At 61.5% G+C, this 21,748-nt stretch carries 19 protein-coding genes; 6 read left to right on the forward strand and 13 right to left on the reverse strand.

What is annotated here, in order from left to right:
- The first annotated feature begins 6 nt into the window (after nucleotides 1-6).
- Nucleotides 7-780 (forward strand): enoyl-CoA hydratase, encoded by a 774-nt coding sequence (locus tag VLL26_RS01350; RefSeq protein WP_342319348.1) that lies wholly within the window; start codon nucleotides 7-9, stop codon nucleotides 778-780.
- Here VLL26_RS01350 and VLL26_RS01355 read toward each other — a convergent pair.
- From VLL26_RS01355 to VLL26_RS01365, 3 genes are all read right to left on the reverse strand, one after another.
- Nucleotides 777-1,289 carry a MarR family winged helix-turn-helix transcriptional regulator gene (locus VLL26_RS01355; RefSeq protein WP_342319349.1) on the reverse strand — a complete coding sequence of 171 codons (513 nt, stop codon included), beginning with the start codon at nucleotides 1,287-1,289 and terminating at the stop codon, nucleotides 777-779. The two genes, VLL26_RS01350 and VLL26_RS01355, sit on opposite strands and share 4 nt — an antisense overlap.
- Nucleotides 1,290-1,299: 10 nt before the next feature.
- Nucleotides 1,300-3,039: an AMP-binding protein gene (locus VLL26_RS01360; protein ID WP_342319350.1), complete on the reverse strand. Its 1,740-nt coding sequence runs from the start codon at nucleotides 3,037-3,039 to the stop codon at nucleotides 1,300-1,302.
- A gap of 145 nt (nucleotides 3,040-3,184) precedes the next feature.
- The gene (locus tag VLL26_RS01365; protein WP_342319351.1) at nucleotides 3,185-3,754 is read right to left on the reverse strand and encodes a TetR/AcrR family transcriptional regulator; all 570 of its coding nucleotides are present in this window, start codon (nucleotides 3,752-3,754) and stop codon (nucleotides 3,185-3,187) included.
- Between the two features lie 128 nt (nucleotides 3,755-3,882).
- On the opposite strand from VLL26_RS01365, the gene VLL26_RS01370 reads away from it, so the two are divergent.
- On the forward strand, nucleotides 3,883-5,076 hold the full coding sequence (locus VLL26_RS01370; RefSeq protein ID WP_342319352.1) for an acyl-CoA dehydrogenase family protein: 1,194 nt from the start codon (nucleotides 3,883-3,885) through the stop codon (nucleotides 5,074-5,076).
- 13 nt (nucleotides 5,077-5,089) lie between these two features.
- Here VLL26_RS01370 and VLL26_RS01375 read toward each other — a convergent pair whose 3' ends face one another.
- On the reverse strand, nucleotides 5,090-6,214 hold the full coding sequence (locus tag VLL26_RS01375) for an acetoin utilization protein AcuC (RefSeq protein ID WP_342319353.1): 1,125 nt from the start codon (nucleotides 6,212-6,214) through the stop codon (nucleotides 5,090-5,092).
- On the reverse strand, nucleotides 6,211-8,772 hold the full coding sequence (locus tag VLL26_RS01380) for a GNAT family N-acetyltransferase (RefSeq protein WP_342319354.1): 2,562 nt from the start codon (nucleotides 8,770-8,772) through the stop codon (nucleotides 6,211-6,213). The genes VLL26_RS01375 and VLL26_RS01380 overlap by 4 nt, the downstream gene beginning before the upstream one ends.
- 242 nt (nucleotides 8,773-9,014) lie before the next feature.
- Here VLL26_RS01380 and VLL26_RS01385 point away from each other — a divergent pair, with 242 nt between their 5' ends.
- Both VLL26_RS01385 and mmsB read left to right on the forward strand, forming a co-directional pair.
- A complete protein-coding gene (locus VLL26_RS01385; RefSeq protein WP_342319355.1) occupies nucleotides 9,015-10,532 on the forward strand; it encodes a CoA-acylating methylmalonate-semialdehyde dehydrogenase in 1,518 nt (505 codons plus the stop codon).
- Between the two features lie 35 nt (nucleotides 10,533-10,567).
- Nucleotides 10,568-11,458 (forward strand): 3-hydroxyisobutyrate dehydrogenase, encoded by an 891-nt coding sequence (gene mmsB / locus VLL26_RS01390; protein ID WP_342319356.1) that lies wholly within the window; start codon nucleotides 10,568-10,570, stop codon nucleotides 11,456-11,458.
- An 11-nt stretch (nucleotides 11,459-11,469) separates the two neighbouring features.
- Here mmsB and VLL26_RS01395 read toward each other — a convergent pair whose 3' ends face one another.
- Both VLL26_RS01395 and VLL26_RS01400 read right to left on the reverse strand, forming a co-directional pair.
- A complete protein-coding gene (locus VLL26_RS01395; protein ID WP_342319357.1) occupies nucleotides 11,470-12,063 on the reverse strand; it encodes a TetR/AcrR family transcriptional regulator in 594 nt (197 codons plus the stop codon).
- An 11-nt stretch (nucleotides 12,064-12,074) separates the two neighbouring features.
- Nucleotides 12,075-13,709 carry a peptide chain release factor 3 gene (locus tag VLL26_RS01400; RefSeq protein ID WP_342319358.1) on the reverse strand — a complete coding sequence of 545 codons (1,635 nt, stop codon included), beginning with the start codon at nucleotides 13,707-13,709 and terminating at the stop codon, nucleotides 12,075-12,077.
- A gap of 98 nt (nucleotides 13,710-13,807) precedes the next feature.
- Between VLL26_RS01400 and VLL26_RS01405 the strand changes: the two genes are divergently transcribed.
- Complete coding sequence (locus tag VLL26_RS01405) at nucleotides 13,808-14,344, forward strand: NADPH-dependent FMN reductase (protein WP_342319359.1); 537 nt, start codon at nucleotides 13,808-13,810, stop codon at nucleotides 14,342-14,344.
- Here the strand turns inward: VLL26_RS01405 and pth (VLL26_RS01410) are convergent.
- Nucleotides 14,341-14,961 carry an aminoacyl-tRNA hydrolase gene (pth, locus tag VLL26_RS01410; protein WP_425292278.1) on the reverse strand — a complete coding sequence of 207 codons (621 nt, stop codon included), beginning with the start codon at nucleotides 14,959-14,961 and terminating at the stop codon, nucleotides 14,341-14,343. The two genes, VLL26_RS01405 and pth (VLL26_RS01410), sit on opposite strands and share 4 nt — an antisense overlap.
- Nucleotides 14,962-14,978: 17 nt before the next feature.
- Here pth (VLL26_RS01410) and VLL26_RS01415 point away from each other — a divergent pair, with 17 nt between their 5' ends.
- Nucleotides 14,979-15,881, forward strand: a complete 903-nt coding sequence (locus VLL26_RS01415) for a nitronate monooxygenase (protein ID WP_342319361.1) — start codon at nucleotides 14,979-14,981, stop codon at nucleotides 15,879-15,881.
- Here VLL26_RS01415 and VLL26_RS01420 read toward each other — a convergent pair.
- From VLL26_RS01420 to VLL26_RS01440, 5 genes are all read right to left on the reverse strand, one after another.
- Nucleotides 15,878-16,696 carry a fumarylacetoacetate hydrolase family protein gene (locus VLL26_RS01420; protein ID WP_342319362.1) on the reverse strand — a complete coding sequence of 273 codons (819 nt, stop codon included), beginning with the start codon at nucleotides 16,694-16,696 and terminating at the stop codon, nucleotides 15,878-15,880. The genes VLL26_RS01415 and VLL26_RS01420 overlap by 4 nt on opposite strands.
- A 10-nt stretch (nucleotides 16,697-16,706) precedes the next feature.
- Nucleotides 16,707-17,270 carry an aminoacyl-tRNA hydrolase gene (gene pth / locus VLL26_RS01425; RefSeq protein WP_342319363.1) on the reverse strand — a complete coding sequence of 188 codons (564 nt, stop codon included), beginning with the start codon at nucleotides 17,268-17,270 and terminating at the stop codon, nucleotides 16,707-16,709.
- A 79-nt stretch (nucleotides 17,271-17,349) separates the two neighbouring features.
- The gene (locus VLL26_RS01430; protein ID WP_342319364.1) at nucleotides 17,350-18,006 is read right to left on the reverse strand and encodes a 50S ribosomal protein L25/general stress protein Ctc; all 657 of its coding nucleotides are present in this window, start codon (nucleotides 18,004-18,006) and stop codon (nucleotides 17,350-17,352) included.
- A gap of 196 nt (nucleotides 18,007-18,202) precedes the next feature.
- Entirely contained in the window at nucleotides 18,203-20,083 is a 1,881-nt protein-coding gene (locus VLL26_RS01435) for an FAD-dependent monooxygenase (RefSeq protein WP_342319365.1), read from the reverse strand.
- A gap of 51 nt (nucleotides 20,084-20,134) precedes the next feature.
- Nucleotides 20,135-21,565 carry an MFS transporter gene (locus VLL26_RS01440; RefSeq protein WP_342319366.1) on the reverse strand — a complete coding sequence of 477 codons (1,431 nt, stop codon included), beginning with the start codon at nucleotides 21,563-21,565 and terminating at the stop codon, nucleotides 20,135-20,137.
- Nucleotides 21,566-21,748: the final 183 nt, after the last annotated feature.

Consider the following 21,748-nt stretch of genomic DNA (forward strand, 5'->3'; position numbering starts at 1 on the left):
ACCACCATGAGCACTGACAACATTGTCATCGAAACCCGTGGCCGCGTCGGCCTGATCACCTTGAACCGTCCGAAAGCGCTCAACGCGCTGAACAAAGAAACCATGGAACAAGTCACCTCCGCTGTGAGCGAATTTGACCGCGACGAGGGCATCGGCGCAATCGTCATCACGGGCTCTGAGAAGGCCTTCGCGGCCGGCGCCGACATCAAAGAAATGTCCTCGAAGGGAGCCACGGAGATGTACACCTCCGACTGGTTCGCAGGATGGGATGAGCTGACTTACGCCCGCACTCCGATCATCGCCGCCGTCAACGGCTACGCCTTGGGAGGCGGCTGTGAGCTCGCCATGATGTGCGACTTTATTATTGCTGGCGACGGTGCGAAGTTCGGCCAGCCCGAGGTTAATCTTGGCGTCACCCCGGGGATGGGTGGCTCGCAGCGGCTAACCCGCGCCGTCGGCAAGGCAAAGGCCATGGAAATGTGCCTTACGGGCCGGATGATGGACGCCGCAGAAGCCGAACGCTCAGGTCTTGTCGCCCGCGTTGTGCCAGCAGCAGAGCTTTTGGACACGGCCCTCGACACAGCCGAGACTATCGCCGCAAAATCTGCGGTGGCCACAACCATGATCAAAGAGCAGATCAACGCGGTTGGTGAGTCCACACTCTCGCAGGGTCTGCTGTTCGAGCGCCGCACCTTCCACTCGATCTTCGCCTCCCACGATCAAAAGGAGGGGATGGCGGCGTTTGTGGACAAACGTGACGCCAACTTCACCCACTCCTAAGGCTCTTCCACGAACTCCCCGGCGGCGCGCCGCAGCGCGGCCGTCGTATCCACGACCTGACGGTGCTGCTGCTCCGTCAGGTCGATTTCTTCGAAGTACCGGCTCAGCACTGGCCCGGCCGAAGCAGCTAAGGCGATGCCCTGATCGGTGATGGAAACCAACGTGGAGCGGCGGTCGTGTTTCGAAGGCGTCCGCGCGACAAGCCCTTCCTTTTCCAGACGGTGAACGGTGTGGGTAAGCGAGGCGGGCGGCACATGCAGACGCGAGCTGATCTTTGACATGGGCAGACCACCCGAACGAGTCCACGCCAATAAGGTCAACAGCTCGAACTGGTTGAAGGTGATGCGGAAGGGCGAAAGCGCATCCTCGGCGCCAGCGCGCAGGAGGTGTGCTGCACGGGCGAGGGACGACACGGTGCTCAGCCCTCGGGCTGCCTTTTCGGAGTAGTGAGTGGCCCACTGGCGGTGGGCCTCTGCCAGGCTGTCGATCCGAGGGGGAGTTTTAGGCATGAACTAAATCTTATTCGCCCGACCCCTTCAGGCTGGGGAAATCGGTGTCGGCAAACTCGGTGGAGGCCGTGGTTTGCCCACCGTCGGCCGAGTGGATTTCATTTTCGCGCTTGCGCAGCTCGACGCGGCGGATTTTGCCCGAGATCGTCTTCGGCAGCTCATAAAACTCGAGGCGCCGGATGCGCTTGTAGGGGGCCAGGTTCTCGCGGCAATGCTTCAGAATCGACTCTGCGACCTCGGCGGTCGGCTCATAGCCAGGAGCAAGCGCGACGTAGGCCTTCGGCACTGCCAGGCGAATTGGGTCGGGGGAGGGCACAACCGCTACCTCAGTCACGGCCGGGTGCTCGATGACCACGGATTCCAACTCGAAGGGAGACAAACGGTAGTCGGAAGCCTTAAACACATCGTCGGCGCGGCCGATGTAGAAGATGTAGCCGTCCTCGTCTCGCTCGGCGGTATCCCCCGTGTGGTAGTAACCGTTGCGAAACACCTCGGCGTTTTTCTCCTCGTCGCCGAAATAGCCTGGGGTCAAGCCAACGGGGCGTGGATCCAGCTTGAGGCAGATCTCACCCGAGTCACCGATTTCGTCGGTGGCCGGGTCAATCAACGCGACTTCCCAGCCCGGCAGCGGCCGGCCCATCGAGCCGGGTTTGACCCGCTGCCCGGGGGTGTTGGCGATCTGCAAAGTAGTCTCGGTCTGGCCGAATCCGTCGCGCACGGAGGTCTGCCAAGCCCTTTCAATGGTGGAGATGAGCTCGGGGTTGAGCGGTTCGCCAGCAGCAACAAGCTTCTTCGGGGGATTTTTCATCCGGGTGAGGTCAGCTTGGATCAGCATGCGCCACACGGTCGGCGGTGCGCAGAAGCTGGTTACGCCCTCCGCTTCCATGGTGTCCATCAGCGCTGGGGCGTCGAAGCGTGAGTAGTTATAAAGAAAGACCGTCGCCCCCGCGATCCACGGCGCGAAAAAGTTCGACCATGCGTGCTTGGCCCAGCCTGGTGCGGCGACGTTGAGATGCACGTCGCCTGGCTCTAATCCAATCCAGTACATAGTGGTCAGATGCCCTACCGGGTAGGACGTGTGGGTGTGCTCTACGAGCTTGGCCTTCGAAGTGGTGCCCGAGGTGAAATAAAGCAGCAGCGGCTCATCAGCGCGGGTCTTTTGCGTCGGCTCGAAGGCGGCGGGACCTTTGAAGGAGTCCGCGTAGAACAAGGTGGGGTGTGCATCTTGGGCGGCAATGTCGCTGCCCACCTGGATCACAGTGAAATCACCGGGTACCTCGCGCAGCTTCTCGGCATCCTCGTCATTAACAATCACCCAAGAAATATTTGCTCGGGTGGTGCGGTCTTCTAGGTCCACCGCTCCCAGCATCGTGGTTGCCGGGTTGAGCACAAATCCGCCTTTGATGCAGGCGAGCATCGACTCCCACAGTTCGACCTGGTTGTTGAGCATGAGCATGACGCGGTCGCCGCGCTTGAGGCCTTGGTCAACCAACCAGGTGGCCAATTGGGAAGAACGCGCAGAGAGCTCTGCGAAGGTGCGTCGCGTGGTTGTACCGTCGGTCTCGCTGATTACTAGAGCTTCGCGGTCCCGGGAAGTGGGATCGGAGCCGAGGTAATCGAACCAGTCGAGGGCGAAGTTGAAGTGCTCGAAGATGGGCCACTCAAAGTTTTCGCGGGCGGCGTCGTAATCGGTTTGGAACGAGACGAGCTTGTCGCGGGCCGCTTTGAATTGTTGTGTTGGCGAAGTCATAGTGCGGAAAAACGCTCCTTCTGGCATTGGGGCGGTCTACACGAGCCATGTGATCAGGCGCGCGTTCCACTCGACTGTAGTTCGAATTCGAAGCAATAACTACGGTTAAAGGAAAAAATTTTTGGGGAGGAAGGTTTGAAGCGCCTTAGTTGCGTGTCACCCCCCGCAGGATCAGCCTTCCAAGCTCCCGGTAGGCGTCGGCGGTAGAGATCGTCTCACTATATGTTCCCCGCTGGATGTCATTCATGGCGCGGTAGATAAAAAGGGAGAGAAACTGCGCGTCGCTGACGCGAAACTCGCCCGAGTCCACGCCGCGAACCAAGATCGTGTGAATTATCTCTGTGGCGGCTTTGGTGTTGATACTAAAGACCTCTTGGGCGACAGTCTCCGCGGTCAAATCGCGCATAAAATCAGGGCTGGCGGGCCGCAAAGCTGCCGTGATGGCCTCGAAGTAAGACTCCAGGGCGTGGGTGGCTGATCCCGTTTTTGTGTGTGCCGGAGGGGTGGTGCGCCGCGCAATTTCGCGAAAGAAGCTCACGAGAACGCGCCGGAGAATTGCGTCGCGCGTTTCCCCGAGGGCGTAGATGGTCGATTTGGAGCACCGATATCGCTTCGCGGCGGCGTCGATGGTGAAGGATTTAAAGCCTTCGGCGAGGAAATCGCGAAGCAAAGAATTGAACAATTCACGCTGGCGGGGAGTGAGCGGCTGGGTCACGGTCGGCTCCGGCTATAGGCGGTCAAGGGAGGCACTTTCAATGCAGGGCGACGAAAAAACGAGACACACCTAACATTTCTGAGTACAGTATTTCCTAAAACCGTACAGTCTTTTTCGAAGGAGAGGCAATGCCCCCCATCCTTGACTCCCCCCACCTGTCCGACATCGCCTACCCGCACACCGACCTACTCGCAGTCGCGGACCGCCTCAACGACAACGAGCAGAAAAAACTCCAAGAGATCCATGAATTCCTCCAAACCGAGATCGCCCCTGCTGTCGGCGAATACTGGGATAGAGAGGAGCTGCCTTTCGACCTTTTGCCCAAGATGGCGGAAAAGGGACTCGGCGAAATCGAGCTGAGCGATTCCTCCCGGCTGTTTCGCGGTTTGGTCTACGCCGAAGTGACCCGGGCTGATGTCTCCCTCTCGGCCCTTGTGGGTATTCACAACGAGCTCATCGTCGGCGTGATTGACAAGTTGGGCTCTGAGGAACAGAAGCAAAAGTGGCTGCCGGGGTTGCGGCAGTTCCACAAAGTCGGGTGCTTCGCGTTGACCGAACCCGAACATGGCTCCGACATCGCTGGTGGTTTGGCCACCACGGCCGAGCGCACCGACAAAGGCTGGGTCATCAACGGCGAGAAACGCTGGATCGGCGCGGGCACCTTCGCTGATTTCGCTATCACCTTCGCCCGTGACACCTCCGACAAGCAGATCCGCGCCTTCATCGTGGAGCTCGACCGCGAGGGCGTAACCACAGCAAAAATCTCGCGCAAAATGGGTCTGCGTATCATGCAAAATGCAGACATTCGCTTCGACAATGTCCTCATACCCCACAGCAACGCGATTCCGGGCGCGCAGTCCTTCGCCAACGTCAACGACTTCCTCTGTTCCTCTCGGGCGTGGGTCGGCTGGCAGGGTGCGGGCTTGCAGCTTGGCATTTTTGACAAGGCGCGCGAGTACGCAGTCACCCGCCAGCAGTTCGGCCGCCCAATTGCGAAATTCCAACTGATCCAGGAGCAGCTAGTGCGCATCCTCGGCAACGCCAACGCATCGCTGTCCATGATGGCGCAGGTGGCGCAATTACAGGAGGAAGGAAAACTGGAGATGCCCTATGCCGCGCTGGCGAAGGCGACGACGACTAGGTTGGCGCGTGAATCCGCCGCCGCCGGGCGGGCCATCGGCGGCGGCAACGGTATTCTCACCGAATACGGTCTGTCGAAGATGATGGCTGACGCCGAGGTGCTGTTTACTTACGAAGGCACCTATGACATCAACTCGCTCATTGTCGGTCGCGCTGTCACGGGCGTGTCCGCCTTCGTCTAAACCTCATCACAGATCAACCGTAAGCCGGCAAACCCCAGTAGGGGAAAATTGCCCGTGAGGTCGCCACCAGTGCCGTATGAGGGCGGGTGGCGATGATCCGGTTGGGGTCGAATTCCTCCACGCAGGGCGAAGCGTCGTCGTCGCCGAGCGTGGGGGAACCCGCCCAGCCCTTGGGCATCGTCGCGCAAGACTCCAATTCCACCCCGGCGACCGCGGCGAGCACCTGAGTCCACGCCCGGGCGACCGAATCGAGGTGGTAGCCGCCGCCACCGAGCGCCACCCACTTACCGCCGGCGTACTGCTGGGCCCACGTAGCCACCGAACGGTAGGCGCGGGCCATTGCATTGACCGAAATGTTTAAATCCGCCAGTGGGTCGCTGCGGTGCGGGTCCGCACCGTGCTGGGAGATGAGAAACTCCGGGCGGAAGACACGCAGAAGCGGGGGAACAAGGGCGTGCAGGACCTGCAGCCAGTCGTCGTCGGACGTTTCTTTCGGCAAAGCGATGTTGACGGCGGTGCCCTGCGCCCCAGGCCCGCCGATGTCGTGGGCGTAGCCCGTGCCGGGGAAAAGATACAGTCCAGATTCGTGGACCGAGATGGTCAACACGCGGGGGTCGGACCAGAAGATTTTCTCCACGCCGTCGCCGTGGTGGGCATCGAGATCAAGATAGACAACGCGGGAAGCGCCGTTTTGCAGCAGCCACTGGATAGCGATCGCCGCGTCGTTATACATACAAAACCCGGACATGCTGTCGGCAAAAGCGTGGTGGAGCCCGCCAGCGAGGTTCACGGCGCGGGGTGCCTCGCCGTTCCACACCTTTGCGACGGCATCGCAGGTCGCGCCCGCAATGCGAGCGGCAACGGTAGACAAACCGTGGGAGATGGGGTTGTCCTCGGTGCCGATGCCGAAGCGGCGCGCGGGCACCTCGGCGCGGGTGGCCGCAATATAGTCCGGGGTGTGAACCAGCTCAAGGGTAGAAGTGCTGGCGGAGGAAGGCACGACGGTGTCGAACAAGTCAGTCACGCCGAAATGTTCAGCGAGGTCGAAAGCCAGGCGCACCCGGTCCGGGCCCATGGGGTGGTCGGGGCCAAGACTGTAGCGGCGCATCTCCTCGGTGTTGTAGAGCAAAGGCCTCACAGCGCTAACCTCCGGGCCAGCGGGTCGCGCTCATCCCCGGCCGGTGCAACCCGCAGCCGCGCACCCACAACCGAGGTTAGCGAGGCCGTAGCGATCAGCGGGCCGAGTTCTACCTCGGCAACGGCGGCGAAGTCGTCGTTGAGTCGCGCAAGCTGCACCAAGATACGTTCCAATTCTTCGGTGTCTGTAGCTGTGGTGCCGCGGTAGCCGGTGAGCAGTTCGGCGGCGCGAAGCTCGGCCAGCATCGCAGCGGCGTCACGGCGGCGAAGGGGAGGAGCGCCCCAGGTGACATCGCCAAGCAGCTCGGAAGGCAAACCGGACATGCCAACGGAAATCAGAGGGCCGAGCACGGGATCTTCCACAGCGCGGGCGGACAATGAGGCGCCGGGGGCGACGGTGCGTTGGACTACTGGGCTCAGCACAGCGGGGTCGTCTCCTAAGCCAAGTTCCCCGGCGAGCGTGGAGATGGTCTGCCAGGCGCGTTGCATCGCGGCTTCGCTGCCGACGTTGCGGATAATGGTGGGAAGCTCCGCGCGCCCGCGCACCTGAGGATTAAGGCATTTGAGCACGACGTCCCAACCGAGGTCGGCTCCGGCAGCGAGGGCCTCGTCGAGGGAGGCTACGGGCACCCACGGCACACTATCGATGCCGTAGGCGGAAAGAATCGCCGCAGTTTCTTCGTCGTTTGCCCAGCGTCCCTCGGGGCAGTCGGTGAGGATATCGGAGATGACCTTGCGGGCGCGCGCCTCGTCGCCCACCCCGATGACATCCTCGGGGGTCGGGCGGGCATGTGCGCGGCGGCGCTCATTGGACACAATGGCCCCCAACGCTTCGAGCGCATCGGCATAAGTCTCCACCACAGGAAGCTGGCCGAGGGTTTCTGCGCCTTCGCGACGCCTATAATCAGGCAGGTTGAAACCAACAAAGGAAGCGACCAGCGGTGTGGAATAACTCACGGCCTCCTCCGCAGCGAGCGCAGCTAGCTGGTTGTACACCAAATCAGCGAAGTCCGCACCGATGTCTACGACAGCGCACAGCACCGCCTCCACGTTTTCATCTTCGAGTGCGGCGTTGACCTCGCGGGCCAGCTCCACTTCGGGTGGGCCGAAGACCGTCGTTGAGGTCGGGTCAAGGCCGAAGCGGCGCGCCGCAGCCTCCATCTGGTCGGTCAAACCCGCAGAGTTAGACACCACCCGCACCCGGGGCCCGCGAGGAACTGGTTGGCGGGCTAAAACTTGGGCGATGTCGAACATTGTGTCGCGTTTGTTCACCACCATGGCGCCGCTGTTGCCAATCACCATGTCGAGGGCGACGGGGTCGCCGCCGGCAAGTGCGCGCGAAGGGAAAAAGACCACCACGTGCTTTTGCAGGGCAAGGCGGCGCAGAATCCGGAAGAACTTGCGTGGGTTGCCAGCCTTGTCCAGCGACAGCAGACAGATCTTGGTGGAGTCGTCGTCGGACCAAAACTGCATGACGTCGTTCGCAGTCACGTCAGCGAAGGCGCCGGAGGCGACGAAGGTGCTCAGCCCGCAGCCGCGGTCGATGGCGTGCGACAACGTCAGCGCCGCCACACCCGCGGACTGGGTGAAAAGCCCGGTGGTGCCGGGCCGCACCGCTGCCGCCGGGGTGGTGTTGAGCCCGTGGGCGGTGTTGAGCACGCCCAGCGAAGCTGGCCCTAGCACCCGCAGCCCGAGATCACGGGCGGCGGCGATGATGGCGGTGGCCTCATCGGCCTCGATACCGGGGTTGGTGCCGCGCGACATGATCACCACGGCCCGTGCGCGCGCCAGAGCCGCTGCCCGCAGCACGGCCTGTACTTCCGCGTGGTCGTACTCGGCGACGACGAGGTCGACAGGTTCGGTGATCTCGGCGGGGGAGGTGGCCCGGTGGGCGTCGATAAGCGCGGGCACATGCGGGGCGCCGATGAGCGCCACCGAACGAGGTGTCACAAGGCCTCGAATCGAGTTGGCTTCGGCGCGCAGCTCGCGGCGGTGCATGACCTCGCGCGAGGTTGCATTGGGGGCGATGAGGAAGTCGACGGTGATGTAGCCGTCGGCAAGTTCGGGTGAAACGGTGTAGCCAGCGCGGAGAAAAACCTGCACCATGGTGCGGTTTTGGGTGAGCATTTCCGCGACGAACCTTTCGACGCCTCCCTCTCGACCTATCTCCGCGAGGTGTTCAAGCAAAATGTTGGCGGCGCCCTTGCCGTGGTGGTCATCTTGAACCAAAAAGGACACGTCGCCGACGCGGGCGGGCAGAAGCTGTGGCACGAGATAATAACCTGCCACCGCAATGATCTCGCCGCGCTGCAGCATCGCGAGGGTGACTTTGTCGTAGCTGCCGGTGTTTGACCAGCGGGCCCAATCCTCGTCGGTGAGCCGGGGGTGACTGCCGAAGAATCGTAGGTACTTCGAGTGTTCGGAGACGCGGCTGAAGAACTTTTCGACGTCCTCACGGTCCCTTTCTTCAATCGCGCGTAGCGTCGCGATCGAACCATCGTTGAGGATGACGTCAGCTTCCCAGCTCGCCGCGGATACCCCAGTCGCCTCGGTGGACACGGCCCACCCCTTCCTGATTCCTGATCCTCAAGTTACGCGGGTCACGTTGCCTACACTGTAGTGCGGTGAACAACATTTACCCCAAGCCGTCAATTCATCCGTGCAGGTAAGCGCTGATCTATAGGGGTAAATAGTGATCTGCATTACTGAATTCCTGTTGTTTATCGTGGCTTCTTCCTAGTCTGAGTACACAAGCGATAACGCTGCCACACTCACTTCTCATACCTGACAAGGAGAAAGACATGCGCACCATCGAGCACTTCGTTGACGGAAGCAGTTTCGCGGGTAATTCCGGATCCACCCAGCCGGTACTCAACCCCTCGACCGGCCAAGCCCAAGCTGAGGTGGTCCTCGCCGACAAGTTGGACGTCGACACGGTCATCGCGGCCGCTGCTGCGGCGCAACCTGCCTGGGCCGCATTTAACCCCCAGAAGCGCATCCGCGTGATCATGGAGTGGATCCAGCTCATCCACGCCAACATGGATGAGCTCGCGCGCACCCTCTCGCTCGAGCACGGCAAGACTTTCGACGACGCCAAAGGCGACATCTTGCGCGGAGTTGATGTCCTGGAGTTCTCTCTTGGTGCCCCGCACCAGCTCAAGGGAGAATTTTCCACCGGCGTTGGCACCGGCATTGACACTTTCTCCCTGCGCCAGCCGCTCGGCGTGGTCGCTGGCATCACCCCTTTTAATTTTCCCGCAATGATTCCGCTGTGGAAGGCAGGCCCGGCCCTGGCCTGCGGCAACGCCTTCGTGCTCAAGCCTTCGGAGCGTGACCCCTCCGTCCCGGTTCGCCTAGCGGAGCTGTTTATTGAAGCTGGTGGCCCGGCCGGAGTATTCAACGTCGTGCACGGCGGCAAGGACGCGGTCGACGCGTTGCTCGATTCTGACACGATCAAAGCCATCGGCTTTGTCGGCTCCACCCCGATCGCGCAGTACATCTACGAGCGTTGCGCCGCCACTGGCAAGCGCGCCCAATGCTTCGGCGGCGCAAAAAACCACGCCATCGTTCTTCCGGACGCCGATATTGAAGCCACCGCCGACACCCTCGTCGGCGCGGCCTATGGCTCAGCCGGTGAGCGCTGCATGGCCCTGTCCGTGGTGGTGCCGGTAGGCAAGGAAACCGCCGATCGCCTGCGCGACGCGCTCGTTGAACGCATCCCTTCGCTCAAGGTGGGCCACAGTCTCGACCCCGAGGCCGACTACGGTCCTTTGGTCACCGCCGACGCCCGCGACCGTGTCCGCCGCCTCATCGGTGAAGGCGTTGAGGCTGGGGCGGACCTGCTCGTCGACGGCCGCGACCTCGATATGTCCTCTCAGTCCTTTGAAGGAGACGATCTGGCGGAAGGGTTCTTCGTTGGCCCGAGCCTGTTCGACAACGTGGACACCTCAATGAGCATCTACACTGAGGAAATTTTCGGCCCGGTGCTGTGCATGGTTCGGGCGCAAACACTGGAGGAAGCCACCGCGCTGCCTAGCGAGCACGTCTACGGCAACGGCGTGGCCATTTTCACCCAAAGTGGCGGCGCGGCCCGCGACTTCTTCACAAGTGTCAACGTCGGCATGGTCGGCATCAACGTGCCGATCCCGGTGCCGATCGCCTACTACACTTTCGGCGGTTGGAAGGCGTCAGGCTTCGGTGACTTGAACCAGCACGGACCGGATGCTTTCCGCTTCTACACCAAGACGAAGACTGTGACGACTCGCTGGCCCGAAGCCGGATCCACCGGCCCGGAGTTCAGCATGCCGGTGATGAACTAACGCCCACGGACCCAAGCGAAAGGAGAAGAAGGACAATGAGCGAGATCGCATTTATCGGACTGGGCAACATGGGTGGGCCCATGGCGGCGAACTTGGTTGAGGCGGGGCACACCGTCCGCGGCTTCGACGTTGTGAAAGAGGCGCAGGACAAAGCCGCAGCGAGCGGGGTTGAGATCGCTGCGACCGCAGAAGATGCGGTGGCCGGTGCCGAATTCGTCTTTACCAGCCTGCCCAACGGGGCGTTGGTGACCCAGGTGCTCGATGCCATCCTCAGCGCCCATCCAGAACCGCGGCTCTACATCGACCTGTCCACCATTTCGGTGGCTGAGGCTCGTGAGCTTGCAACGAAGGTTAATCAGGCCGGTTCGGGCTTTCTCGACGCCCCAGTCTCCGGCGGCATCGCCGGGGCGGCTGCTGGCACGCTTGCTTTTATGGTGGGCGGGGAGGCGGAAGATGTGGCGAAAGCTCGTCCGCTTTTGGAGGTGCTGGGCAAGTCAATCACTCACTGCGGTGACCACGGCAACGGCCAGGCAGTCAAGGCCTGCAACAACATGATCCTTGCGGTCCACCAGATCGTTTTGGCGGAGGCGATGGTGCTCGGCGAGCGCCTCGGGCTGCAACCGCAGGCGTTTTTCGACGTTGTTTCCAACGCCACCGGTAACTCCTGGGCGCTGTCCGTCAATGCGCCCGTGCCCGGCTTGGTGGAAAACTCCCCGGCGAATAGAGATTTCGCCCCTGGCTTTGCCGCCGCACTGATGCTGAAAGATCTGCGGTTGGCGATGCAGGCGGCCGAGGACACCTCCACTGCAACGGTGCTGGGCGCCATTGCCGCTGAGCAGTACGCCGCCTTCGTCGATGAGGGCCACGGTGGGCTGGATTTCTCCGCCATCATCAACGATGTGCGCGCGAAGAAGGAAAAGAAGTAGGTGCCGCGTAGTTATTCTCCGTCCAAAATGGACTGGAGAAGTGGCGCGTAGTAATTAATGAGTGCTTCGGTGCGGAATCTTTTAAATTCCGAATCTCCGAAGCGTCTCATAAACGACAATCCCATGAGAAGCGACAGGGCTGATTGGGCGCGCAGCTCCGGCGAGGGGTTGTCGTGCGGGGCTTCTTTGCGGATGCGTTGCGCCAACACATCCAGGAGGTCGCTTCTGATGCGCGCGCCGATTGTACCGAGGACTTCTTCGTCGCCGTTTGCCACGGAGATGGTTCGGGCCATGGAGTAGGAAGCGGTGTGCGGGGCGGTGAGTGTTTCAACCACGGCGGTGCGACCGAGGGTGGAAAACGGCCCGGCGAATAGCGCCCGGGACGAGGCTGTGAAGTCCACGGTGGCTTCGAACAGCCCGTCTTTATTTGCGAAGTGTTTGACCACCAACGCCACCGACACCCCTGCTGAGGTTGCGATATCTTTGAGCGAGACTTGCGCGTAGCCGCGTTCGCTAAATAGCTGGCGGGAGCACTCGAGGATGCGTTCGCGCGCAGAGGAGTGTTGCTCGGCGGGGTGCAAACCAGGGTCCATGGCGGCGTCCATAACAGGCTAGGCTAGTCCGCGACTAGCGGCTCCATGGTCAGATTCGGCAGCTCCTTTTGGATAAACGCGAGCTTCCATTTGTCTCCAAACAGGGCGATTAATTCGCCGTCGGAGCGGGTGAAGATTTCCACCCCGCGCTGCCGGGCTAACTCGGGTGCGGATGCGGCGTCCGTGCGGCGTGCAACTGTGTAGGGGATCGGTTCGGTGACGGTTTCTACGTTGTATTCGTTTTCCATCCGGGCTTGCATGACCTCGAACTGCATGGGGCCGACGGCCGCCATGACTGGGGCGGCGTCGCCGCGTAGGTCATTGCGCAGGATTTGGACGACGCCCTCGGCGTCGAGCTGGTCGAGCGCTTTGCGGAATTGTTTGTACTTGCCCAAAGATTTGGCGCGCAGGGTGCGGAAGTGCTCGGGGGCGAACTGCGGCATGGGAGGGTATTGCACTTTGCGTCCCGCGTAGATTGTGTCGCCTGGGGCGAGGGCGCCGGCGTTGACCAGGCCGATGATGTCTCCGGGGAAGGCTGTCTCGACGGTGTCGCGGCTGCGGCCGAATACTGTGAGGGCGTATTTGGTGGAGAAGCTGCGCCCAGATTGGGCGTGGGTGACTTGCATACCGCGGTCGAATTCGCCCGAGACGACCCGCATGAAAGCGAGGGTGTCGCGGTGGTTTTTGTCCATGCCGGCTTGCACTTTGAAGACGACGCCGGAGAAGGCGTCGTCAAGCTTGCGTTGAGCATCCATCGCGCTTGTCGACGCCTCCACGGCCGCCGGATCTGACGCGCGGCCTTCGGGTGCAGGGGCGATGGCGCACAGGGTGTCTAAGATTTGGTGCACACCGAAATTCAGCATTGCTGAGGCGAAGATAACCGGCGAGGTGATGCACTGCTCGAATAGCTCCTGGTTGTGGACCGCGCCGTCGGCGGCGAGTAGCTCAGCCTCCTCAACGGCAGTCTCCCACGCCTCACCCTCGCGCGCGGCTGCATCTTCTGGGCGGAAGTGTTCTTCTGGGGCGATGGTGGATCCGCCGGCGGTGCGGATGAAGTGGATGTAGTTGTCGGCCTCTCCGTCTTCGTTGATGTGGGCGAGTCCCCGGAAGTCGCCGGCCTCGCCGACCGGCCAGTACAAAGGTGTGGGTTGAAGGTCAATCTCGTGGACGATTTCGTCGACTAACGCGAGTGGTTCGCGGCCGACGCGGTCCCACTTGTTGATCACGGTGACGATCGGCAGGCCGCGCGCTTTGCACACGCGAAACAGCTTCAACGTCTGTGGCTCAAGGCCCTTAGCGGCGTCAATGAGCATGACGGCGGCGTCGACAGCCGAAAGCACGCGGTAGGTGTCTTCGGAGAAATCAGCGTGGCCGGGGGTGTCGACCAAGTTGATCACGTAGGGTTCTGTGGCGCTGGAGCCTGCGGGCAGGTACTCAAACTGCAGCGCCGAGGAGGCGATGGAGATGCCGCGGTCTTTTTCCATGTCCATCCAGTCGGAGACGGTGGCTTTGCGGCTGCCCTTGCCGTGGACCGCGCCCGCTTCGGAAATGACGTGCGCATGCAGCGCCAAAGCCTCGGTCAGTGTGGATTTGCCGGCGTCCGGGTGGGCGATGACGGCGAAGGTGCGGCGACGTGCGGCTTCGGTCAAGGTGCTCATGGACGTGCAGTGTAGTCGCCTTGTTCAGCACTTCTGAATCGGAAGCGTATACTTACCGGCGACATTGTAGACAGGTCAACGAAAGGTGTCATGTAGCTATGAAAATTGGTGTTATTCTCGGCTCAATCCGCGACGGACGCAATGGCGAACAGGTCGCGAAGTGGGTGATGGAAACCGCACGTAAGCGTTCGGGCGTCGACTACGAGCTCATCGACCTTGCCGAGTTCAACGTGCCGCTGCTCACCTCCGCCACCATGCCTGGTGTAGCTAACAAACAATACGATGATGAGGCTGTGACCGCCTGGTCACGCGCCATCGACAGTTGCGACGGCTACATCTTCGTCACGGCGGAGTACAACCACTCTGTGCCAGGCGGGTTTAAAAACGCCGTCGATTCACTTTCCCCCGAGTGGAACGGCAAGACCGTCGGTTTCGTCGGCTACGGCTCTGAGGGAGCCTCGCGTGCAGTGGAACACTGGCGCCAAATCATCGCGAACTTCTCCATGTTCGGCGTGCGCAACCAAGTCTCCTTGAGCCTTTTCGACGATTTCGACAACGGTGTACTCTCCCCGCGCGAGGTTAAGGTAGCCAGCCTTGAGCGTGTGCTCGAAGATGTGGAAGCTCAGCTAGCCTAAGACTTCGAGTGGATCTCGTTTTGGGCCTTCTCTAAGCCCCGAACTGTGATCATCCTCGCGGCTTCGGCCGCTAGCGAGATCTGTTGACCGATATCGCCCTCGACGGGGCCAAGGACCCAGGCCAGCACCGAGATGTCCTTCGGTGGGCGCCCAATGCCGATGCGCACCCGCAGATAGTCGCGGGTGCCTAAGTGCTCGGAGATGGACTTCAGCCCGTTGTGCCCATTTTCGCTGCCGCCGCGGCGCAGACGCACCCTGCCGGGCGGCAGGTCAAGCTCGTCGTGCAAAACGATGATGTTGCCTGAGTTGACTCCGAGTGCGCGAGCGAGCGGGGCGACCGCCTCGCCGGAGGAGTTCATGTAGGTGGTGGAGCGGGCAAAAGCGACGTCGCCGTGCACGCTCACCTCGGCCTTCATCCCGGGCACGGGTTTGAAAGGGGATGTGCTGAGTTCATCGAGCGCCATGTAGCCCACGTTGTGCCGGGTTGACTCGTATGTGGGCCCTGGGTTGCCCAGGCCGACTACGAGCCACTGGGCGCTGAGCGGCTGCTGCTTTTCTCGCTGTGCCCGCGGCGAACGACCGCGCAGAGGGATGAGTTGTGAAAGAAAGCTAAACACGCCTGTAGCATAGCGCCATGGATTTTCCTGACGTCGTCGCTGCACCCATGGCTGGTGGGCCCAGTACCCCGGAGTTGGTCAACGCCGTTACCTTCGGTTTCCTCGCGCTTGGAACATGCACCGCCGAGGCTGCTCGCGCGCAACTCGCCGCGGCGCAGGCTCCTTTCGGCGTGAACCTTTTTTATCCACAGCCCGAGCCTTCGCTTGGCGACGTCCGGCGCACCGCCGCCCGTTTCCACGCCGACGTCCCCCAAGTCGACGTAACTAGCGGCTTCGCCGCAAAATTCGCGCTAGTCCTCGACGCCGCCCCGGCGGTGGTTTCCACCACCTTCGGGTGCTTCACGCAACAAGAGATTTCGCGCCTGCACGCCTGCGGCAGCGAAGCTTGGGTCACCGTGACCAACGAGTTCGAAGCGCGTGAGGCCGCCCGCCGCGGCGCGGATGGACTTATAGTGCAAGGCCCGCTCGCTGGCGGGCATCGTGGCACATGGGACCAGCGCGACACCCCGGATGAGCGCGAGCTCGGGGACCTGATCACTGCCATCGTGCGTAAGGTGGATCTTCCGCTGATCGCGGCTGGGGGAGTAAGAGATGCGGGCGGTGTCGACAGGCTGCTTGCCCGCGGGGCGTCAAGCGTCGCGTGTGGTTCAGCGTTCCTGCTGGCAGACGAGGCGGGCACCAGTGAACAAAACCGTCAACTGTTGAAAAAGGGCGGCATCTCCGTGAGCTCGCGCGCCTTCTCGGGCCGTTTTGCCCGCGGGTTGGAAACGCCGTTTGTCCGCGAACACCCCGACATCCCGCCGATCTACCCCTACCTTAAACCCATGCTGCCTGACACCCCGTACTGCCTGGTAGGGGCGGACTTTTCCGGACTTGCAGAAGGGCCCGCCAGCGACATTGAGCGGGCTTTGACCCCTTAGTAGACCCGTGTGGTGTTTTCGATGTGGCCCAAACCTTCAATCTCGACGCGCACTGTGTCGCCGCTGAGGATGTAGCGCTGGGGATTGCGCGCGTGGCCCACCCCATCGGGCGTTCCAGTGGCGATGACATCGCCTGGGGCAAGCGGATAGAGGTGCGAAATAAACTCGATGAGCGCCGCTGGGTCGAAAACAAGGTCATCGGTCGGAGCCTGCTGCACCAGCTTGCCATTGAGGTAAGTCGAAAGCTGCGGGCCTGGCTGCCACTGGGTGTCTAACCACGGGCCGAACCCGGCCGTTTTTTCCAGCGACTTGCCCTGGTGCCACTGTTGTGTGCGCTTTTGGAAAGTGCGCTGCGTGTAATCGTTGATGATGCTGTAGCCCGCGATGAAGCGATGCGCTTCGGCGCGTGGCACATGACGCGCAGGCGCGCCAATAATGACAGCCAACTCACCTTCATAGTCGAGGGTGTGGGCGTTAAAACGCGGCACCTCCACGTCGTCCCGGGCGCCGATGAGGGCTTCTGCGAACTTAATGAACAGCGTGGGAACCTCGGGCTTATCATGTCCCATTTCTTCGATGTGCTTCGCATAGTTAAGCCCCACACAAATAATTTTGCGGGGCGCAGGAATAAGCGGGGCTAAATCCGCGTGGGAAAAGGCGACCTCCGCCCCTGGAGCTGCCGCGCGCTGCCGCCAGTTCGGGTCGGCGAGAAGCTCACCGACATCGGCGGCCCCAGGGATGACGACAGCGGTGGTGTCGGTGACAACGCGCGCCGCAACGGTGGAAAGATGATGACGCAGAGTAATCAGTCGCATGAGCAATAAATTACCCGGAGATCGCGCGCAGCAATTCCTCCGCGGCGTCGGCGGCGACGATGGGCAACTCCTGCGTCTCTTTCTTGCTGAAAGGCTTGAGCACATAATCTGCGGGGTTCATGCGCCCCGGCGGTCGGCCGATGCCGACGGCCATTTTGTTGTACTCCTTCGACCCCAAGGACTTACTCACTGAGCGCAGTCCGTTGTGTCCGTGGTCGCCACCGCCGACGCGCAGCTTGACCTCACCTAAGTTGAGATCCATGTCGTCGTAGACGGCGTATATATCACCCAGCGTCACAGCGAAATAATCGGCCAAAGCTTTGACAGCACCGCCCGAAACATTCATGTAGGAGCGGGTGCGTGCCAAAACGATGCGGCGAGAAGGGTGCAGGCGCCCAGCCGCCAGCTCAGCGATCTCAGTGTTGGTTCGCTTGTGGGCTGACAGTGTCGCCGCCGTCGGGGTGGCAAGCTCAAGCAGCTCATCCAGCACAAAAACGCCGGCGTTGTGGCGGGTAGCGGCATACCGGGGGCCGGGATTTCCCAGCCCAACAATCAACACGGGAGAATCAGACACTCCCCAATACTACGAAATCCCGTCTCCCTGCATGAGCAGGGTGAGACGGGATGTAGGGTCAGCGCCTGGGGAAGAAAAGTTACTCCGCGGAGTCGTCCTTCTGATCGGACTCAGCGCTATCCGGCGTCGCCCCTCCCTCGGCGCCACCCTCCTCATTTTCAGCGGCGGCGGCCTCAAGCTCGGCGTCTTCCTCGAAGTAGGTTATGTTGACGATGAGCGACTCCGGATCGGCGGTGAGCTCTGCCCCGGCCGGCAGTACGATGTCGCTGGCCAGGATCTGGTCGCCGATCTGCTTGCCTTCGATGGACACGGTGAGCTCGTCCGGGATCGCCAGAGCATCCACCTCGATTTCGATGACGTCCGCTTCCTGCAAGACGACAGCGTCCGGGTGGGCTTCGCCCTCAGTGACGACCGGGACCTCAACGACGACCTTCTCGCCGCGCTTGATGCCCAGCAGGTCAACGTGGTCGATGTCGAGGGTCAGCATGTTCTGGTCGACATGCTTGACCATGCACAGCAGCTTCTCGCCCTCAAGGTCTAGCTCGAGAACAGCGTTGGTGCCCTCGCTGCGCACCAACGCGGTGAACTCGATGCGGTCGACGGAGAAGTGGTAGTTCTCAACGCCGGACTCGTAGAGGACACCCGGGATCCGGCCTGCGCGGCGCAAACGACGGGACGCGCCCTTGCCGAACTCCTCGCGCTTTTTCGCCGGGATGCTTTGCGGTTCAATAGCCATGTTGTACTCCTTGCAAGACGTGTGTGGAAAATCCGGGCCACAGAAAAAACCTGCGACCACTTATCGTGACATCTCGTCGAGTGATCGCAGGCCCAGCAAAAAGTCTGCATTCATATCGCGTCGATAACGGCTCGTACACGAGCCCTCGCCGAGACAGGACTATCTTAGCGGGGCGAGCGTCTCGCGGCAAAACTTTCTAGCGCTGCGGCAGAAGGGCCTGCGAGAAGTACGCATCCAAGGCCTCCGGATTTTCGAGGGGCACAACCGCACCGACGTACTGATCAGGGCGAACCACCACGACCACGCCATCGCGGCTGATGTTGCGGGCGTCGAAAATGTCCTGGCCGCCGTCCTGGTGAGCTGCCCAAACATTGTCCCACAGTTCCACCATCAGCGAGCCGGTGCGGGGCCGGAAGACGGGGGAGACGTCGGTGATTTCAAAGTCGCGGTAGTACTGCTGGTAAATGACCTGGATGGCAAAGGTGGCGTCGCCCGGGCCGTCGGCGGGGGTGTACTTTTTGAAGAAGGAATCCTCCTTATGCATGTGCTCGGCGAGCTTCGCCACCTTCGAGTCCGCGTCGGCGGGGTGCGCGCGGTCGGCAAAAACGTAGATGCGGTAGCGGCCGTCGGCCAAGTGCGCGTGGCCAAGGTGGCGCAGATTCGCGTCCGCGCGGCGCATCGCTGGGTAGGACTTGAAGCGACGGCCGACGGGAAAGCCCGCCGCCAATGCTTGGTGGGTGGCGTCGCCGGTGATGAGGTTTTCCTCGTACTCTGTGAGAAAGCCCGCGGCGAATTCCTCGGCTGCGACGTAGTAATCCTCAACAGCCGTCGGGTTTTCCAACTCCTCAACTGGGGTGGCCATGAGGGTAGACCATTCCTTGTCGAACTTGATTAGGTTCGCCGCCGCCGGTTGCCTCTCGTTGTGATACGTGCGCAGCAACCTGGCCGGGGCAGTGCCGGAGAGAACCTGGCCGAGCTTCCACGCAATGTTGAAACCGTCTTGCATGGAGACGTTCATGCCCTGACCAGCCTTCGCGGAGTGGGTATGGCAGGCATCACCGGTGAGGAAAACGCGCGGCTGGGCATCTTCGTCGTCGTGGTCGCACTCGTCGAAGCCGTCGACAAGCCTGTGGCCGACCTCATAGATCGAGCTCCACGCCACGTCCTTAACGTCGATGGAATAAGGGTGAAGGATCGCGTTGGCTTTCTCAATGACCTTCTCAACTGGAGTCTCGCGGATCTTGCGGTTGTCATCAGCGGAGACGATTCCGAGATCGACGTAGACGCGAGCGAGGAAACCCCCTTCGCGCGGAATGTGAAGGATGGAGCCATTTTTCGAGTGGATGGAACACTTCGTGCGCCAGTCCGGGAAGTCGGTGTCCACCACCACGTCCATCACGCCCCACGCCTGGTTAGCCTGATCGCCCTTGAGGCTGCGACCGATAGATTTGCGTACCGTCGAACGCGCACCATCGCAGCCGATAACGTACTTCGCGCGGACCTCGCGCTGGGTTCCGTCGGAGTGCACAAGCTGAGCAACGACTGGATACTCCTGCCCCTGTTCAATTCGCAGGCCCGTGACCTCAAAGCCGTAGTCGGGTTCGATGCGCGCCGGGCCGCGCTTGGCAAAACGCAGGAAGTAGTCGAGCACCCGGGCCTGGTTGACAATCAGGTGCGGAAACTCCGAGATTCCCCCCTCGTCGTCGATTGGGCGTGCGCCGCGGACAATGTTGTCTGGGTTGTTCTTGTCTGGGCCCCAGAAGCTCATTTCGGTGATTCGGTAGGCTTCCTCCGTGATCTCGTTGGCAAAGCGGAAGGCCTGGAAAGTTTCGACGGAGCGCGCTTGGATGCCATCAGCCTGGCCGAGTTCAAGGCGGCCGTCGCGGCGTTCGACAATGCGGGTGTGAACATGGGGAAACATTGATAGTTGCGCGGCGGCGATGGCGCCGGCGGGGCCGCTGCCGACAATCAGCACATCCATCGTGTCGGGCAGGTGCGCAGGCCGGTCGATGCCCGTGCCCTTCGGGTCGTGGATGAGCGGATTGCGCGAGACGTAGCCGCTGTTGTGGAAGTGCATGATCCTTGTCCTTTCACGCGGGGAGGGGGAAGTGGCGAGAAGATATACGATTTAGGTGTGTGTCGAATCAGGGGTGGGTGCAGGAACCTCCTGGACTCCGATGCCCTGGGAGGTGACGTTGAAGCGCTGCAAGTGCTCTTGCCACGGCTCCTGCCAGATGAAGTGGCCCGAGGACTGCACCGGCTCATAGTCGTGGCCGAGTGGGATGCCGTTGCGTTCGCGGAGGCAGACTGCGGCGGCCAGGCCAACGAGGGAGGCGGTGACAAGGTAGCCGGTAATTGCCCAGGTTGAACCCGTACCTGCGTAGAGGGCCGCGGCGATTGTCGGGGCGAAGGCACCACCCAAAATGGATCCGAGTGCGTATGTGATAGACGCGCCGGAGGCGCGCACAGACGCCGGGAAGAACTCCGCGTAGGTTGCGCCGGTCTGCCCGTAGGTAAGGCCAAGCCCAATGGTGAGGAAGATCAGTGCCATGTAAACGCGGCCGAGGTCGCCGGAATTGACCAGCGGGAAAAGGAAGAAGGCGCCGACTGCCTGGATGATAAATCCCACGATGAAGGTGGTGCGTCGGCCGATGCGGTCGGAGATGAAGCCGGCGAAGGCCGTGAAGATCATCCAGCTAAAGCCGGAGACTGTCACGGCGAGGAGAATTTCGCCGCGATCCATGCCGAGGGTTTTGGTGGTGTAGTTCTGGATATAGCCGCCGGTGGTCATGTATCCGACGGTGCCGTTCGCCGCGAAAAGTAGTGAGCCCATGAAAACGAGCGGGAAGAATTTGCGCAGCAGGGTGCCAATCGGGTTTGTCACCTCCACCTGTTTGATTTCGGCCATCTCGTCAAAGACGGGGGATTCGTCGACGCCCATGCGAATAAACAAGCCGATGACCACCAAGGCTGCGGAGAAGATAAAGGGGATGCGCCAACCCCAGTCGAGGAAGGCGTCACCTGGGGCAACGGCGTTGACGGCGGCCAAGGCACCGGAGGAGAGCAAAAGGCCTGCTGGCACTCCGACTTGGGGTCCGGCGCCAAAGAGGCCGCGTTTGTTGTCGGGAGCGTGCTCGACAGTGAGCAGGACCGCGGAGCCCCACTCGCCGCCGGCGGAAATACCCTGGATGATGCGCAAAACGATCAGCAGGATGGGTGACCAGATGCCGATGGTCGCGTAGGTGGGTAGCAGGCCGATGAGGGTGGTGGCGCCGCCCATGGCGAAAAGCGTGACCATCAAAACGATGCGTCGGCCCAGTTTGTCCGCATAGTGCCCGGCGAGAAACGCACCTAAGGGGCGAAAGAGAAAAGACAGCCCCACGGTGAGAAAGCTGACGATCGTCGCGGTGCTCGTGCCGAGGCCAGCGAACATTAGTTGGTTGAACACGAGCCCAGCCGTCGCGGCGTAGAGGAAGTAGTCGTACCACTCGATCGCGGTGCCGATGGTCGTGGCGGCGACGACTCTGCCTCGCTCCTTAGTCATCTGTGTAGTGCTCATCTCGAACCCTCGTCTAGTTGTGTGGAGTGTCTCTACAGTGCTTCAACTGTGACGTGAAGCACTTGCGGGTGTGGAGGAAATCATATACGATTCACGGTCAAACGCAAGGCATTGCCAAAAGTTCCCCGTAGCTAAGGATTTCCGGCCAGATGAGCGGCCGGAAAACACGGAAAACACGGAAGA

Origin of the sequence: Corynebacterium sp. BD556 (assembly GCF_038452275.1) — a bacterium.
In the GTDB taxonomy this organism is placed as follows: Bacteria; Actinomycetota; Actinomycetes; order Mycobacteriales; family Mycobacteriaceae; genus Corynebacterium; species Corynebacterium mayonis.